The 15,402-nt window shown below is 65.0% G+C and carries 11 protein-coding genes, 2 tRNA genes and 1 pseudogene; 1 reads left to right on the plus strand and 13 read right to left on the minus strand.

The genetic code is table 11. The annotated features are described in order from the left end of the window. Nucleotides 1-138: 138 nt before the first annotated feature. The 6 genes and pseudogenes from SE91_RS15235 to SE91_RS38145 form a co-directional block, all read right to left on the minus strand. Nucleotides 139-213 (minus strand) — tRNA-Asn (locus SE91_RS15235). 136 nt (nt 214-349) lie between these two features. Further along, a complete protein-coding gene (locus tag SE91_RS15240) occupies nt 350-718 on the minus strand; it encodes a hypothetical protein (RefSeq protein WP_061848152.1) in 369 nt (122 codons plus the stop codon). Between the two features lie 209 nt (nt 719-927). Further along, entirely contained in the window at nt 928-2,625 is a 1,698-nt protein-coding gene (locus SE91_RS15245) for a flotillin family protein (protein ID WP_061848153.1), read from the minus strand. A 23-nt stretch (nt 2,626-2,648) separates the two neighbouring features. After that, nucleotides 2,649-3,308 carry an OB-fold-containig protein gene (locus tag SE91_RS15250; RefSeq protein ID WP_061848154.1) on the minus strand — a complete coding sequence of 220 codons (660 nt, stop codon included), beginning with the start codon at nt 3,306-3,308 and terminating at the stop codon, nt 2,649-2,651. Between the two features lie 10 nt (nt 3,309-3,318). Beyond that, on the minus strand, nt 3,319-4,473 hold the full coding sequence (locus SE91_RS15255; protein WP_061848155.1) for a PspA/IM30 family protein: 1,155 nt from the start codon (nt 4,471-4,473) through the stop codon (nt 3,319-3,321). 401 nt (nt 4,474-4,874) lie between these two features. Further along, nucleotides 4,875-5,122: pseudogene (locus SE91_RS38145) on the minus strand (hypothetical protein). A 256-nt stretch (nt 5,123-5,378) separates the two neighbouring features. Here SE91_RS38145 and SE91_RS15265 point away from each other — a divergent pair. Continuing rightward, complete coding sequence (locus tag SE91_RS15265) at nt 5,379-5,585, plus strand: hypothetical protein (RefSeq protein ID WP_061848156.1); 207 nt, start codon at nt 5,379-5,381, stop codon at nt 5,583-5,585. Nucleotides 5,586-5,656: 71 nt separating this feature from the next. On the opposite strand, the gene SE91_RS37075 is transcribed toward SE91_RS15265, so the two are convergent. The 7 genes from SE91_RS37075 to SE91_RS15295 form a co-directional block, all read right to left on the minus strand. Next, nucleotides 5,657-5,803 carry a hypothetical protein gene (locus SE91_RS37075; protein ID WP_197489467.1) on the minus strand — a complete coding sequence of 49 codons (147 nt, stop codon included), beginning with the start codon at nt 5,801-5,803 and terminating at the stop codon, nt 5,657-5,659. A gap of 180 nt (nt 5,804-5,983) precedes the next feature. After that, nucleotides 5,984-6,057 (minus strand) — tRNA-Cys (locus SE91_RS15270). 69 nt (nt 6,058-6,126) lie between these two features. Beyond that, nucleotides 6,127-6,864, minus strand: coding sequence for a tRNA-uridine aminocarboxypropyltransferase (locus tag SE91_RS15275; protein ID WP_061848157.1), 738 nt, complete (start codon nt 6,862-6,864; stop codon nt 6,127-6,129). Nucleotides 6,865-6,900: 36 nt separating this feature from the next. Continuing rightward, a complete protein-coding gene (locus tag SE91_RS15280) occupies nt 6,901-10,005 on the minus strand; it encodes an efflux RND transporter permease subunit (RefSeq protein WP_061848158.1) in 3,105 nt (1,034 codons plus the stop codon). After that, nucleotides 10,005-13,157: an efflux RND transporter permease subunit gene (locus tag SE91_RS15285; protein WP_060736026.1), complete on the minus strand. Its 3,153-nt coding sequence runs from the start codon at nt 13,155-13,157 to the stop codon at nt 10,005-10,007. Before SE91_RS15285 ends, SE91_RS15280 begins: the two co-directional genes overlap by 1 nt. A gap of 37 nt (nt 13,158-13,194) precedes the next feature. Then, complete coding sequence (locus tag SE91_RS15290) at nt 13,195-14,598, minus strand: efflux RND transporter periplasmic adaptor subunit (protein WP_061848159.1); 1,404 nt, start codon at nt 14,596-14,598, stop codon at nt 13,195-13,197. Beyond that, on the minus strand, nt 14,588-15,402 hold an 815-nt coding region (locus SE91_RS15295), incomplete at its 5' end, for an efflux transporter outer membrane subunit (RefSeq protein WP_156490004.1). The genes SE91_RS15295 and SE91_RS15290, both read right to left, overlap by 11 nt.

The following is a 15,402-nucleotide window of genomic DNA, read 5'->3' on the forward strand; positions in this document are numbered from 1 at the left end:
GGGAGGTAGCACCCGACCGCCCCTGATCAGGAACCGATGATTCCTGGACGAAAAAGGGGATCTGCTTCCGAGAGCATCTCCGTGGAGCGCAACACGTCAGCATGGCGGCTTAAATCTATTTGATTCTATTGAAGAATTTGGCTCCCCGGGCTGGATTCGAACCAGCGACCATCCGATTAACAGTCGGATGCTCTACCGCTGAGCTACCGAGGAAAGGGCGAACCAGTCGTTCGCGCGCGGCTGCGTATAACAAAGCCGGTTGCGCTTGCAAAGACGAATTCGTCATCTTCTGCAAGGTGCCTGAGGAGGGCCGCGATGCGGCCCTGCCCCCCTGCCATATCAGCCGAGGCTACTCGGCGAGGAACGAGGTGGTCTTGGTGCCGGGGTCGTAGCGCAGCCGCAGCGCCGTCATCTTGCAGAGGTTGACGTTCTTCCAGAGCACCGCCTCGTCATAGTTCTGCCAGTCGACGCGGATGTTCCAGACGCAGCCCTCGTCGTCCTCGTCGAATTCGACATAGGTGCTGGCCTGATTCTGCAAAACCTTCTCGAGCTCGTTCTCCCATTCATCCAGGCCATCGTCCGGGGCGTTGAAGCCGAGGAATTTAATGCCATAGCCGGTCTCGTTGACGATGGTGACGTTGCGGGCGTCAGCCGCAAAAGACGGCGCGGCAGCGATCGCAAATCCGATCGCGATCAGCCCAGACAGAAAATGCTTCATTGAAAATCTCCCGATCGAAACAGGCTTCGGCGCCCGGCGTCGATCGGCGCAGGCGCCGTTGCAACAAATGGCGTTGCTTCGAAAGCTTCCTCCGAAGCGCGATCGACAGTTTCAACGCGCCGTCGACCCGCACTCGGAAGTCATGCGCGACGCGAGACGCGCATGGCCTGTTCTATCGTTCCGAATTCTCCGCAGCAATGAATGGGCATTCATAGATCGGCGGCGTTTGTTTTCTCCGGCAAGGGCGCAGGCACGGCGGCGCCGTTGCTCTTTCCCGTCACCGCGCCGACCAGCGCCTTTACGGGATCATCGTCCGGCGTGAAGCCGCTCTGGCGCAGGATCTCGTCGATCATCGGACGCAGCGCGTGCACCTTCAGAAGCTCGCCGGCAAGGCCTTCGCCGAAGCCCACATTGCCGCCGGCACCATTGCCGTTGCCGCCGAACGCACCTCCGGTGTGCAGGATGCGGACGTCCTTGAGGTTGGCGATCGGCTTCACCATCTCGGCCAGCGCCGAGGGCATGGTCTCGATCCGTTTCTTGGCGATCTCGAAGTCGATGACGTTGCTGCCGAGCTTGTTCTGGGCCTCGTTCTTCATGGTGATCACGGCAGCTTCCGCCTCACCGATGTTGCGGACACCGACGGCCTTAATCTTGTTGGACTCGGCTTCCGCGGTGGCCAGCGTCTTCACGGCCTCGGCGCGATCGAGCGAGGCCTTCTTCTCGGCCTCGGCGGCGACGATCAGCTCGGTCGATTTGCGTTCGGCCTCGGTCCGTGCGGCCAGCACCTGGGTCAGACGGGCGCGATCGGCGACCTCGACGGCACGCGCGGTGACGACCTTTTCCTCCGCGGAGACGGCGAGCGCCTCCGCCGTCTTGGCTTCGGTGACCGCTTCCGACGTCTCCTTGCTCTTGGCGGCGATCTGGATCTCGTTCTCCTGGGTCGCGATCTGGATCTCGCGCTGAGCGTCGGTCTTGCGCTTGTTGATGGCGAGATCGGATTCGATCACCGCGGTTTCCTTGACCTGCTTGGCGCCCGCCTCCTTCTCGGCAACGGCACGGTCGGTGTCGATGCGGGCATTTTCCTCGGTCAGGCGCGCAGTCTGTGTGGCAGTCGCGACCTCGGCGCGGGTGCTCGCGGTCTTGTTGGCGATGTCGCGCTCCTGGGAGAGCTCGGCCTCCTTCTTGGTCCGCTCGATCCCGAGGGTCTGCTGCCGCGCTTCGAGGTCCTTTTGCGCGATCGCCACCTCGTTGTCGCGGACGATGGCGTTTCGATCGCGCCGCCGGGTCTCGGTGACGGTCTTCAATTGGGTGAGACCTTCCGCGTCGAAGAAATTCTCCGGGTTGAAGAACTTGACGTCGGTCTGGTCGAGCTTGGTCAGCGACACCGATTCAAGCTCGAGACCGTTCGATTTCACGTCGGACTCGACGGTGGACTGCACGTGCTTGACGAAGTCGGAGCGCTTCTCCTGAAGCTCGAGGATGCTCATGGTCGCGGCCACCGAGCGCAGGCCGTCGACGAATTTCGCCTCGACCTGGTTGCGCAGCGCCTCGGCATCATTGGTCAGCGCGCCCAGCGTCTGGCTCGCGAGCGCGATGCTCTCCTCGTCGGGGCGGACGCGGACGTAGAATTCGGCGACGATGTCGACCCGCAGACGGTCCTTGGTGATCAGGGATTCCCGCTCCTTGCGCTCGACGGTGAGCCGCAGCGTCTTCAGATTGACGCTGGCATAGGAATGGAAGATCGGCAGGATCATGGCGCCGCCGTCGAGCACGACCTTCTTGCCACCGAGCCCGGTGCGCACGAACGCTTCGTCACGCGTGGCGCGCTTGTATAGAATGGTGAAGACGATCCCCAGGACGACGATCAGCGCGACGCCGATCACGGCCGGGACTGCGATGTCGAACATGATTTTCTCCGATAATGGACGTGCTAGCTGCTTAGACTGTGCTTGGAAGGTTTGAGTTCATCGTCGGCCTTCACCGCCACGAAGCGGGTGCCGTCGCGATCGACCAGGAGAACCAGCGTTCCCTGCGGCAAAGGCGATGATGAAGGTGCTGCGACTGCCGAGACGAAGTGACGGTTGCCGTGGATGTCGGCGACGCTGACGCGTCCCGGCGGCCCCTGGTCGAGCGGACCAATGACGACCTCACCGATCCGGCCGACGAGATCGCCGAGGCCGACCGCGTAGCTCTCGTCCTTGGGAATGACCCGCGCGATGGCACGGCTGGCAAAGCGAACCAGCGGAACCGATGCGGCGACCGCCCCGACCGAGGCGACCGTCGCCGGCAAGGGACCTGCCACCAACCGCGCGACGTCCTGGATCAGGAAGCCGGTGATGGAAAAGGCACCGAGCAGCAACAGCAGGAAGATCAAGAGCGGTACACCGCCGACATTGATCCACGAGATCGCATTGATCACCCCATTGTCGCTGGGGTGAGCGAAATCGATGTTGGTGCCCAGCATCTCGCTGAGCGAAGCCCCCACCAGCATCGAGACCACCTCGATCGTGCCAACGATGACGATCATGGCCGCTGCGATCGCGAACGGCCTGACCTCCGGCGACATGACGTGTTCGAGCAGAGCGCTCATGACACGGCACTCAGGAGCCCGACTTCAACCGGGCCAGCCGCGCTGCAATTTCCTTGTCGCGATGCAACGTGCTGAGCTCGTCGATGTCGCTCGAATAAGGGATGCCCGGCGGCACGCCGGTCGCCCGCGCCACCGCCCTGCCCGCACGCAGCGCCTTCGCCGCCGCAGAGCTGCCGCCCTGCTTCTTGGGCGATGTCGAGGCCTGCTGGCTTGCGACAGCCTCGCTCTTTTCGAGATCGGCGCGGCGCTGCTCGGCGTCCTGAAGCGCCGACAGCACGGCACGCAGCGAAGTCACGCATTGCTCGATCTTCTCGTTGTTCTCGTCGATGGCCCGCGAGAGCACCTCGAATTGCGCTTCCAGATCCATCTGTCGCGCGATGCCGGCGCGGGCGAGATCGTCGCGGCAATCGGCGATCGCGCCCTCGATCTTGGCGGTCAGATCGGTCATCGCACGCTCGATTTCGCTGCGGCGCGCGTTGAGACGGTATTCCTCGGCCCGGGCTGCGGCGAGCGCATCGCGCGCCTCGCTCTCGGCGCGCTCGATCTCGCGGATGGCCTGTCCAACCACCTTGAGCTTGTTCTTGCCTTCCGCCTGCTCGATCGCGTCATAGGCGATTCCGGCGATCAGGCGCCCGACACGGGACAGGAAATTGTCGGGAGCGGCAGCGATGTTATCCATAGCGTTCTCCTCCTCTGGTAGAATGTTCGGCGTGACGCCGTAGTGAACTTCGAAACCGTCGTCGGTCCGGATGAGGTGTGCGGGCACGCTCTGCCCCCAGCCCTCGGCATAGCCCGCATAGTCGAAGGGCACGCTGAAGCGGCCCTCTACGGTCGCAATCGAGATGGTGGCAGGCCCCTTGATCTTGGCGAGCTTGTCGTCGAGCGGCAGGCGGCGGCCTTGGGCCGCGCGATAATCGGCACGGTCACGCAAGCCCAGGGTCACCAGACGCGACGGCAGCGCGGTCTCCTTACGGATCGGCTCGTAGGCATGGGCGTGGAGCAGGACCACGTTGGAGCCCAAATTGTGGGTCCGCGCGACCTCGTCGAGAATCTCCATCATGCGGTCATAGGCCCGGAACGTCGCCTCCAGCGCGGCCTTGGCAGCGGGGTCAGGGGCAAGCCGGTAACGCAGCGCGGATGGAGCATTTCGGGGCGACGGGCTCATGAAAAGTACTAAAGCACCATTTTAGTGCTTTTGGTAGAGGATCTGCGATCACGTTCCCCTGATCCTCTATGCACTGTGTCGGTTAGTCGCCGTGGTCCCGGCGTGCGTTCAAGCCGGCCGATCACCTCTATAGATCACAGCCGATCAAGACTTCCTGCACGCGAAGGTTGCAATTTTACGCACTGGGTCGAGGGCGCGCGTGGAGCCCGATCCAGATTGCGCCGCTCCGCTAGCAATGGCGGAGCAGGCTACTTGCGCACTGTGCCCTCTCAATCACGAGCGCCACGCAAACCAATCGTTCAACAGCTTGTCCGCAGCATATTCACAGACGCAGATCGACAGATTTTGCATGGTGCGCCCTCCACTTGCTGCGCACAAATCCACAGGCTCTATCCTCCGGCCTAGTCGAACACGCTGCGGCAAGCGTTGCTCAGGCTTGAGCGATTGCGCCGCGAGCAGGCGGTGATGGCCGGACATTGGGAATTGCGCCGGCGCAGTGGCGATAAACGTCGGGCGTGCAGGCCCGGCGCTGCTCCGGCGTCCCCTGCGCATGGGCTGCGGACGTAAACAACGTGAGAAACAGCCCGACCGTCGAGGCCCGACGCGCCCGGCTCTTCACTGCTGCGAACCGCAAGAACCTCGCCTTCATGACCGTTCTCCCGTTCTGCGCTGCCCGGGTGCGCTGGGCCGTCGTCGAACGCAAGGTTGCGAGAAATAAACCTGCGGGGATGTGATTTCTTTCACACTGTCGGCCGAACTGAGGAACCTAGAATTCGCGAGGGGATTTTCATCACTCGCTAACCAATCGGGCCCTGATCGCCGGATCGTTAAAATGCGAACGATCGGGTCAATCGGACAACAAACCGGCTTTGCGACATTGCGCCATCCGCGTTCCGGAGGGTGCGATGAGCGAAGCCGAATTCAACTTGCTGCTGGATGCCGTCCGGGACGTCATGACTCACGAAGATTTCGCGCCGATGCCGGAGCATGATTTCGCGCCCCGCTCCTCGCCATACGCGGCCTTGCCCCAGACCACCCCAATGGCCGCCAACGACAACGAGGGCGCCTGGCCCCTGCTGCCCTTTCCGGAAGGCTGGTACGCGGCCTGCTGAGGCCATCGTCGTTGCGAATGGACACGCCCGCTTCGCGGGCGTTTTGTCGTGGGCGAGCGCCCAAGCGGCGGTCAGGTTTTGACGCGATCCTCGCTATCCTCAGGCACCCGGTCGGGGGCCGCCGGCGGAAAGATGCTGTCATAGATCGCGCGCGCCTCGCGAATGAGACGGGCACGCTCCAACTCGGTTTTCCGAACAAATCGGACGATTTCGCCCACGGGTGCTCCAGCGCTCGGTGAGGGCATTTCCCCCAGCCGATGCGAACTCTGTGCCACCGAGGTGAATCGCGGGCTTCACTAGGCCCCGGGCGAACCCGGACTCACCCGGTCGCCTGCCAAGCGGATCGGCGCGAGGCCTGCGCTACAGCCAATTACTTTTGGAAAATCAGGTGCTTGTAATGGAGGCCACGACCAGAATTGAACTGGTGTACACGGTTTTGCAGACCGTTGCGTAACCACTCCGCCACGTGGCCCCACGGCGGAATGCCTTAGACATTTCCGGCGCTTGTCGCAAGTCCAACGGCGGATGATATGGGCCGAAGTCAGTCCCGCTTGCTGCGCCTGAAATCGCGTCGGCGGCCTTTCGGGGCCGGCTTTGGCGCCAATTCCGGCATTTCGACCTGAACTTCGCGGTAGCGAGTCAGCAGTCGCTCAAAACTGGCGTGCAGGGTCTCGGCGATATCAGGGCGCCGTTCAAGGCCGGCGAGAATCGTCGCCGCGGCCTCAATGGTCGAGAGGCCGTCGCGGCGCGGCTCCTTGCGAAGGCGCCCGTAGCGCGAGGGGTGCGCGGGGTTGAGGATCACGCGCTGGCATTTCAGCATCCAGGGATTGCGCCACCATAGCGCCTTGGCCTGGCTCCAGGTGCCGTCGAGCAGCACCACGCCTTCGAGCTTGCCGAGGATCGCGCGCTGGTTGTCGGCGACCTCGCCTTTGCGGTTGAGCGCGACGATCTCGCCCTCGACGTCGAGGTCTGCAGCGCGGGCCGAGCCGAGATAGAGCACGGCCCAGCGCGCGGCGTTCTCGACCGGCCGTCCGAGCGCCTTGGACAGGCTCGGCCACGACAAGCCGACGCGTACAGTGGCATCTTCGAAATGCTTCGCAAGAAGCCGCGCCGTGCCGAGTGCCCTGTCCTGCTCCTGCGGATGCTGCAGAATCAGGAGCGACAGACGATTTTCAATGGGCGTGACGCTGTCGCAGATGCACAGCGGCATCGGCTTCTGACAGTGCGGGCATTCGGGGATCGGCTCGGGCGCGGCGGCGATGTCGGGCGGATTGGACATCGCGCCGCTATACGCTTTGCACCGCGCTTCAACAACCTATTCCGCAGGCGCAGCCAGCGGACGCGGCGCAGATCGCCGCCGCAGGCGGTCGATCAGGAGGTAGATCACCGGCGTCGTATACAGCGTCAGGATCTGTGAGACGAACAGGCCGCCGATGATGGTGATGCCGAGCGGCCGGCGCAGTTCCGTGCCGGGGCCGGTCGCGATGACGAGCGGAATCCCGGCGAACAGCGCCGCCATCGTCGTCATCAGAATCGGGCGGAAGCGCGCCTGACAGGCCTCGAAAATCGCTTCCGCCGAGGACAGGCCGCGCTGACGCTCGGCATCGAGCGCGAAGTCGACCATCATGATGCCGTTCTTCTTGACGATGCCGATCAGGAGGATGATGCCGACGAACGCGATCACCGTCAGCGGCGTGTTGGTGAGCTGGAGCGCAAGCAGCGCGCCGAGGCCGGCCGATGGCAGCGTCGAGATGATCGTGAGCGGATGGGCGAGGCTCTCGTAGAGCACCCCCAGCACGATATACATCGCGACCAGCGCGCCGAGGATCAGAAGCGGCTGACGGCTGCTGGTCTTGGCGAAATCGCCGGCATTGCCGTCGAAGCTGCCGCGGATACCCTCGGGCATGTGCAACTCCTCGACCGCGCGCTGGATATTCTGCGTCGCATCCTGCAGCTGCACGTCGGGCAAGAGGTTGAAAGACACCGTGGTCGAGGGGAAGGACTGCGAGTGATAGACCGCGAGTGCAGCGAGCCCGCGCGTCGCGTGCACCACGGCCGATAGCGGCACCTGCACGTCATTGGCGCCCGCGACATAGATGCGATCGAGATTGGAGGGATCCACCTGGAATTTCGGGTCGATTTCCAGCACCGTCATGTACTGGTTGCGCTGGGTATAGATGATCCCGATCTGCCGCTGCGAGAACGCATTGTTCAGCGCATTGTCGATGTCCTGAACGTTGACGCCCAGCGCCGAGGCTTTCTGGCGGTCGATCGACAGGGTCAGCTGAAGCCCGCCGGGATCGCGGTCGCTGGAGATGTCGGTAATGCCTTCGATGCTTTCCATCCGCTTGGCGACAATCGGCGCCCATTTCTGCAGCAGGCTGAGATCGGTGCTGGTCAGCGTGTACTGGTAGTCGGAATCGCTCTGCCGTCCGCCGGCGCGCACGTCCTGGGCGGCGAACATGAAGAGACGGATGCCGGGCACCGGATAGAGCGCGCGCCTGAGACGATCGATGACGACCTGTGTGGAGACGTGGTCGCGCTCCTCTGGTGGCTTCAGGCTGATGAACATGGAGCCGCGATTGGAGGTCGCCGCCCCGGGCCCGCCTCCGCCGCCGACGGTCGACCCGATGCCGGCCACAGCAGGATCCTGCATCACGATGTCGGCAAGCCGCTGCTGGAGGCCCAGCATCGATTGGAACGAGATGTCGGCAGAGGCACGCGTCGCCCCGATGATGAAACCGGAATCGTCGGTCGGGAAATAGCCCTTGGGCACCTTGATGTAGAGCGTCACCGTGAGGCCGATGGTCGCGAAGAACACCAGCAGCGTCAGCAGTGGGAACTCCAGCACGGTGCGCAAGGTGCGGGTGTAGAAGGCGACGACGCGCGAGAGCGAGCCTTCGATCAGTCGATCGAACAAGGTCGCGGTGCCCGAGGTGGTCTGCCGGATGTAATGGGCGCAGATCATCGGCGTGACCGTCAGCGACACCAGCGTCGAGACCAGGATCGCGAAGGTCAGCGTCAGCGAGAATTCGCGCAGCAGGCGGCCGACGACGCCGTCCATGAAGATCAGCGGCGTGAAGGCCGCGATCAGCGACAGGCTGATCGAGACCACGGTGAACCCGATCTGCCTGGCGCCCTCCTGCGCCGCCCGGAACGGCCGCATGCCGTGCTCGAGATTGCGGTACATGTTCTCGATCATGACGATGGCGTCGTCGACCACGAAGCCGACCGAGATCGCCAGCGCCATCAGCGACAGATTGTCGATCGAGAAGCCCGCGACCCACATGCCGGCGCAGGTTCCTGCCAGCGCCAGCGGCACCGAGATGCCCGCCGCGATCGTCGGCGTCAGTCGCCGCAGGAACACGAACACCACGACCATGACCAGGACCGCGGTCGCCAGCAAGGTCCATTGCATGTCCAGCACGCTGGCGCGGATCGTGCCGGTACGATCGACCAGGGTGGAGATCTCGACGCCGGCCGGAATCCACTGCTTCAGCGCGGGGATCAGCGCCTTGACCCGGTCGACGGTGTCGATGACGTTGGCGTCGCCCTGCTTGGTGATCTGGATCAGCACCGCCGGCTGCTTGTTGAACCAGGCGAAGGAGCGTGCATTGCGGACGGAATCCTCGATGTCTGCGACGTCGGAGAGCCGGACGAAATTGCCGTTCGAGCTCTTGATGATGATGTCGCGGAACTCCTTCGCCGTGCGCATCTGCTTGTTGAGCGCCAGCGTCTCGCTCTGACGCTCGCCGTTGAAGATGCCGACGGGGCCGAGCGGATTGGCGTTGACGATAGCGGTCCGGACGTCGTCCGTGGCGATGCCCGCATTCGACAGCGCGACGGGGTTGAGCTGCACCCGCACGGCCGGCTGGTCGGCGCCGGAGACCGTGACGTCGCCCACTCCAGGCACCTGCGAGATGCGCTGCGCGATGACCGTATCGGCGACGTCGTAGATCGCGCTGGCCGACAGCGTCTTCGAGGTCAACGCCAGCACGAAGACCGGCGCGCCGGCCGTATTCGCCTTGCGGAATCGCGGCAGCGTCGGCAGGTCGGTCGGAAGATCGACCATCGAAGCGTTGATCGCCGCCTGCACGTCGCGGGCGGCCTTGTCGATGTTGCGGCCGATGTCGAACTGGAGCTGGATGCTGGTGGTACCGAGCGAGCTCGTGGAGGTGATCTGGTTGATGCCGGCGATCTCGCCAAGCCGCCGCTCCAGGGGCGAGGCTACCGTCGCGGCCATTACGGACGGATCGGCGCCGGGCCGGCTGGCCGAGACGAAGATGGCGGGGAAGTCGACGTTCGGGACCGAGGCGACGGGAAGGAACTCGTAGGCCACGACACCCAGCAGGAACAACCCGATCGACAGCAGCGTGGTCGCGACCGGGCGGCGGATGAAGGGCTCCGAGATCGAGACCATCACTGCATCCCCTCGGTCGCGCCCGCGACCGGCGGGCCGCCGGATTCGGCCGGCGGCAGCGCCTGCTCGAGGCGGCGGTTGATCCGGTCGAGCGCGAGGTAGATCACCGGCGTGGTGTAGAGCGTCAGCAGCTGGCTCAGCAGCAGGCCGCCGATGATGGAGACGCCGAGCGGGAAGCGCAGCTCGGCGCCGGTGCCGCTCTCGATCGCCAGCGGAAGCGCGCCAAACAGCGCCGCCAGCGTCGTCATCATGATCGGGCGGAAGCGCAGCAGACAGGCCTGGACGATGGCCTCCTGCGGCGACATGCCCTGCCCGCGCTCGGCATCCAGCGCGAAGTCGATCATCATGATCGCGTTCTTCTTGACGATGCCCATCAGGAGGATGATGCCGATCAGGCCGATGACCGAGAGATCCTGCCCGCACAGGATCAGCGCCAGGATCGCGCCGACGCCGGCCGAGGGCAGCGTCGACAGGATCGTGATCGGGTGGATGTAGCTTTCATAGAGCACCCCGAGCACGATGTAGATCGTGATCACGGCCGCGAGCAGCAGCCAGGGCTGGCCGGCGAGCGCCTTGGCGAATTCGGCGGCATCGCCGGCATAGACGCCGACGATGCTGTTGGGCATGCCGATCCGGGTCTCGATCGTCTTGACGGCCTCGACGGCATCGCCGAGGGCGGCGCCCGGTGCCAGGTTGAAGCTGAGCGACACGGACGGGAATTGCGCCTGGTGCGAGATCGCCAGCGGCGCAGTGGTGCGCTTCAGGGTCGCCACGGCCGACAGCGGCACCTGGGCACTCGGCGCGCCGACGGTCGTGCTGCTGGCGGCACCCGGCAGATAGAGCTTCGACAGGACCGAAGGATCGCGCTGATACATCGGCAGCGCCTCCAGCACGACGCGGTACTGGTTGGCCTGGCCGTAGATGGTCGAGATCTGCCGCTGCGCGAAGGCATCGTTGAGCGTATCGGTGATGGCTTGGAGGCTGACGCCGAGCTGACCGGCCCGGGTGCGATCGACGTCGAGCTGCGCCCGCAGGCCGCCTTCCTGCGCCTCCGAGGAAACGTCGCGGAACAGCGGATCACGCCGCATCTCCGCCACCAGCTTGCCGGCCCATTCCGACACCAGCGCCGCGTCGGTACCCGTCAGCGTGTACTGGTACTGCGAGCGGCTCGACTGGGTCGAGATCTGCACGTCCTGCACCGGCTGGAAATAGACGGTCATGCCGGGAATGCCCGCCACCCTCTCCTTCAGCCGGATCACGACCGCTGCGACATCGTCACGCCGTTCGCCGCGCGGCTTCAGATTCATGACGAGGCGCCCGACATTGGTGGTCGGGTTGACCGAGCCGGCGCCGATCACGGAGACGACGCCAACGACGTCGGGATCGGCCTTGATGGCGTCGGCCACCTCGGCCTGCCGCTTCTGCATCTCCGCGAACGACACGTCGGGGCCAGCCTCCGTCACCGCCGTAATCGAGGCGGTGTCCTGAAGCGGCAGGAAGCCCTTTGGCGCGACGACATAGAGGACGAGTGTCGCGATCAGCGTGACGAAGGTTACGACCAGCGTGGCGCGCTGACGCTCCAGCACCCACAGCAGCGTCCTGTGATAGGCCTCGACGGTACGGTCGATGAAGCGGCTGATCGCGGCAAGGCCCGGCACCGCCAGCTCCTCATGGGCATGCTTGAGCAGGCGCGAGCACATCATCGGCGTCAGCGTCAGCGAGACCACCGCGGAGGTCACGACCGCGATGGTCAGCGTCAACGCGAATTCGCGGAACATGCGCCCGACGAGGCCCGACATGAACAGCAGCGGGATGAACACCGCGATCAACGAGACCGTCAGCGAGATCACGGTGAAGCCGATCTCGCTTGCGCCCTTGAGCGAGGCCTCCATGGCGCTGTCGCCGTTCTCCATGTGGCGGACGATGTTCTCGATCATGACAATCGCGTCGTCGACCACGAAGCCGGTGCCGATCGTGAGCGCCATCAGCGACAGATTGTCGAGGCTGAAGCCGGCAAAATACATGATGCCGAAGCTCGTGATCAGCGACAGCGGCAGTGCTACGCCCGCGATCACGGTGGCACGCAGCGACCGCAGGAACAGCAGCACGACCAGCGTCACCAGCACGACGGCAAGGACCAGCGTGAACTGCACGTCACGCACCGAGGCGCGGATGGTCACGGTGCGGTCGGAGACGATGGTCAGGTTCACGCCGGCCGGGATCGCGCGCTGCACCTTGGGGATTTCGGCGCGGATCTGGCTGACGACGTCGATGACGTTGGCGCCGGGCTGGCGCTGGATGTCGATGATGACGGCCGGCGTGCCCTGGTACCAGCCGCCGGTGCGGTCATTCTCGAGGCCGTCGACGATCTGCGCGACGTCGCCGATGGTGACGGGCGAGCCGTTGCGGTAGGCGATGATGATCGGCCTGTAGGCGTCGGCTGCGGCGATCTGGTCGTTGGCGGCGATGATGTAGGCTTGCTGCGCGCCGTCGAGAGAGCCCTTGGGCCCCGAGACGTTGGCATTGGCGATCGCGGTGCGCAGATCCTCCATGGCGATGCCATAGGCGGCGAGCCGCGCAAGGTCCGCCTGGATACGCACGGCCGGCTTCAGTCCGCCGAGCACGGATACGCGGCCGACGCCGGAGATCTGGCTCAGCCGTTGCGCCAGAATGGTGTCGGCGATGTCGCTCATCGCCCGCAGCGAGATCGTGTCCGAACGCAGCGCCAGCGTCATCACCGGTGCATCCGCCGGGTTCACCTTGGCGTAGGTCGGCGGGTAAGGCAGCGTCTTGGGCAGCACGCCCGCTGCGGCATTGATCGCAGCCTGGACGTCCTGGGTGGCGCCGTCGATGTCGCGGTTGAGGTCGAACTGGAGCGAGATCTGGCTGACCCCGAACGAGCTCGTCGAGTTCATCGCCGATAGCGACGGGATCTGGCCGAGCTGCCGCTCCAGCGGTGCGGTGATCAGCGAGGCGACCACGTCGGGGCTGGCGCCGGGCAGCTGCGTCGTCACCTGCACGGTCGGGAAATCGACCTGCGGCAGCGCCGAGACCGGCAGCGCGAAATAGCCCAGCAGCCCGCCGATCAAGAGCGCAATGCCGAGCAGCGAGGTCGCGATCGGACGGCGGATGAAGGGTTCGGAGACACCCATGGGTTACGCCTGCCGCATCACGCGGCTGTTGTCGGGATCATGGCTGCTTGGCTCCACTTCCCGCTGCCCCCGGCCCGGGAGCCGGCCCGGTCTGCCCCTTCTGGTCGCCCTCGCTGCTCTTGCGCTTGGCGCGGAGCTCGCCGTCCTTGCCCTGTCCGTCCTTCTGGTGCTCCTTCTGCCCTTCCTTGGCGCCATCCTTCTTCTGAGCGTCCGGCCCGCGCGAACGCTTACGCGGCGCCAGATCGGCCGAGGGGGTCTGGTCGTCGCGGCCGATGATCACCTTGGAGCCGTCGGACAGATTGGCAAAGCCCGTGGTGACGACCTTGTCGTTCGGCGACAGGCCGCTCGCGATGACGGCGTCATGCTCGTTCTGCTGGGTCACCGTCACGGGCTTGGCCGAGACGACGTTGTCCTCGCCGATGACGTAGCTGAAGGTCCCGATCGGACCACGCTGCACCGCGGAGGTCGGCACCACCAGCGCCTGCGTCAAGGTCTCGACCTTAAGGCGGACGTTGACGAACTGGCCCGGCCAGAGCTGGTAATTGACGTTGGGGAATTCCGCCTTGAGCTTGAGCGTGCCGGTGGTCTGGTCGACCTGGTTGTCGATGCCGGTGAGCTTGCCGGTGTCGATCACGGTGACGCCGTCATTGCCGAACACGTCGACGGGGAGCGTTCCCTTCGCCGCCGCGGCGTTGACGCGCATGATCTGCTGTTGCGGCAGGCTGAACCACAGCGCGATCGGCTGCAATTGCGTGATGACGACGAGGCCGGTGGTATCGGAAGCGTGGATGATGTTGCCCTGGTCGACCTGGCGCAGGCCGGCGCGGCCCGAGAGCGGTGCCACGATCTTGGTGTAGCTGAGCGTTGCTGCGGCGTTGTCGATCGCCGCCTGATCGGCCTTCACCAGTGCCTCGGTCTGCGCGACCAGCGCGCGCTGGGTGTCGGCCTGCTGCTTGGAGCCGGCATTGGAGGCAGCGAGCTGCTCGTACCGTGCAAGGTCGATGCGCTGGTTGGCGAGCTGCGCCTGGTCCTGCGCCTTCTTGGCCACAGCCTGGTCGTACTGCGCCTGGTAGATCGCGGGATCGATCTCGCCGAGCACGTCGCCCTTCTTGACGTCCTGGCCTTCCGTGAAGTTGACCGCGATCAGCTTGCCGTCGACCTGCGAGCGCACCGTCACGGTGTTGAGCGCGCGGATTGCTCCGACGCCGTCGAGATAGACCGGAACGTCCTGGATGCGCGGCGTTGCGGCCAGCACGGGCACCGGCAGATCGGGGCGCTGGTTGCGGTTGTTGGCCTGCTGCTGTTGCGTGACGGTCCAGCCGAGATAACCGAGCCCGCCGAGAATCGCGAGCGTGATCAGGGTCATGACGAATCCGCGGCCGCGCGACTTCTTCGCCGTCGCCTCCTGTGCGCCCTGCTTTGTATCGGGCTTAAAGAGCATTGACCGGTTTCTCCATCCTCGGCTCCCAACCGCCGCCGAGTGCCTGGTACAGGCTGACGATGGCGAGAAGCCGTGCGAGTTGGGCCTGCCACAGCGCGTCTTCCGCCTGGAACAGGGTCAGTTGGGTGTTGAGCACGGTCACGATGTCGGCAGTGCCGGCGCGCAATTGCTGCTCGGAGAGATCGAAGGCGCGGCGCGAGGCGGCAACGACGTCGCGCTGCAATTGCAGCCTGATCGTGGTCTGCTTGATCGAGAACAGCGCGTTGTCGACGTCGGCAAAGGCCTGGATGATCGTCTTGCGGTAGGTCTGGAGCAACTCGTCCTGCCGCGCCTTGGCGAACTCGAAATTGCCGAGAATCCTGCCGCCGTCGAAGATCGGCTGCGTGGCGCTGCCGACGAGCTGGAAGAAGGCGGCGTGCGGCTGGAACAGCGAGACCAGCGCCGAGCTCTGATAGCCGCCATTGCCGGTGAGCTGGATCGTCGGAAAGAACTGCGCGCGGGCATTGCCGATGTTCGCCGTGGCGGAGGCAAGCTGCGCCTCCTGCCGGCGGATGTCGGGCCGCTGCGTCAGGATCTCCGACGGCAGGCCGGGCGTCACGCGCGGGATCGCGATCCGGTCCAGCGAACCGCCGAGCACTCGCACGCTCTCCGGCGGCCGCGACACCAACAGGGCGAGCGCGTTGACGTTCTGGTCGAGCGTCTGGCGCAGCGGCGGCACCAGGGCCTTCTGGTTCGCCAGCACGCTTTCCTGCTGGGCGACGTCGAGATCGGTACCGGTGCCGGCCTTGCGGCGATCTCTGACGG

It is taken from the genome of Bradyrhizobium sp. DOA1, assembly GCF_001593325.1.
Taxonomy (GTDB): Bacteria; Pseudomonadota; Alphaproteobacteria; order Rhizobiales; family Xanthobacteraceae; genus Bradyrhizobium.

Excerpts from the sequence above, each read along its gene's own strand:
- SE91_RS15240 (WP_061848152.1), bottom strand. The coding sequence starts at position 718 with ATGAAGCATTTTCTGTCTGGGCTGATCGCGATCGGATTTGCGATCGCT.
- SE91_RS15245 (WP_061848153.1), bottom strand. The coding sequence starts at position 2,625 with ATGTTCGACATCGCAGTCCCGGCCGTGATCGGCGTCGCGCTGATCGTC.
- SE91_RS15250 (WP_061848154.1), bottom strand. The coding sequence starts at position 3,308 with ATGAGCGCTCTGCTCGAACACGTCATGTCGCCGGAGGTCAGGCCGTTC.
- SE91_RS15255 (WP_061848155.1), bottom strand. The coding sequence starts at position 4,473 with ATGAGCCCGTCGCCCCGAAATGCTCCATCCGCGCTGCGTTACCGGCTT.
- SE91_RS15265 (WP_061848156.1), top strand. The coding sequence starts at position 5,379 with ATGAGCGAAGCCGAATTCAACTTGCTGCTGGATGCCGTCCGGGACGTC.
- SE91_RS15275 (WP_061848157.1), bottom strand. The coding sequence starts at position 6,864 with ATGTCCAATCCGCCCGACATCGCCGCCGCGCCCGAGCCGATCCCCGAA.
- SE91_RS15280 (WP_061848158.1), bottom strand. The coding sequence starts at position 10,005 with ATGGTCTCGATCTCGGAGCCCTTCATCCGCCGCCCGGTCGCGACCACG.
- SE91_RS15285 (WP_060736026.1), bottom strand. The coding sequence starts at position 13,157 with ATGGGTGTCTCCGAACCCTTCATCCGCCGTCCGATCGCGACCTCGCTG.
- SE91_RS15290 (WP_061848159.1), bottom strand. The coding sequence starts at position 14,598 with ATGCTCTTTAAGCCCGATACAAAGCAGGGCGCACAGGAGGCGACGGCG.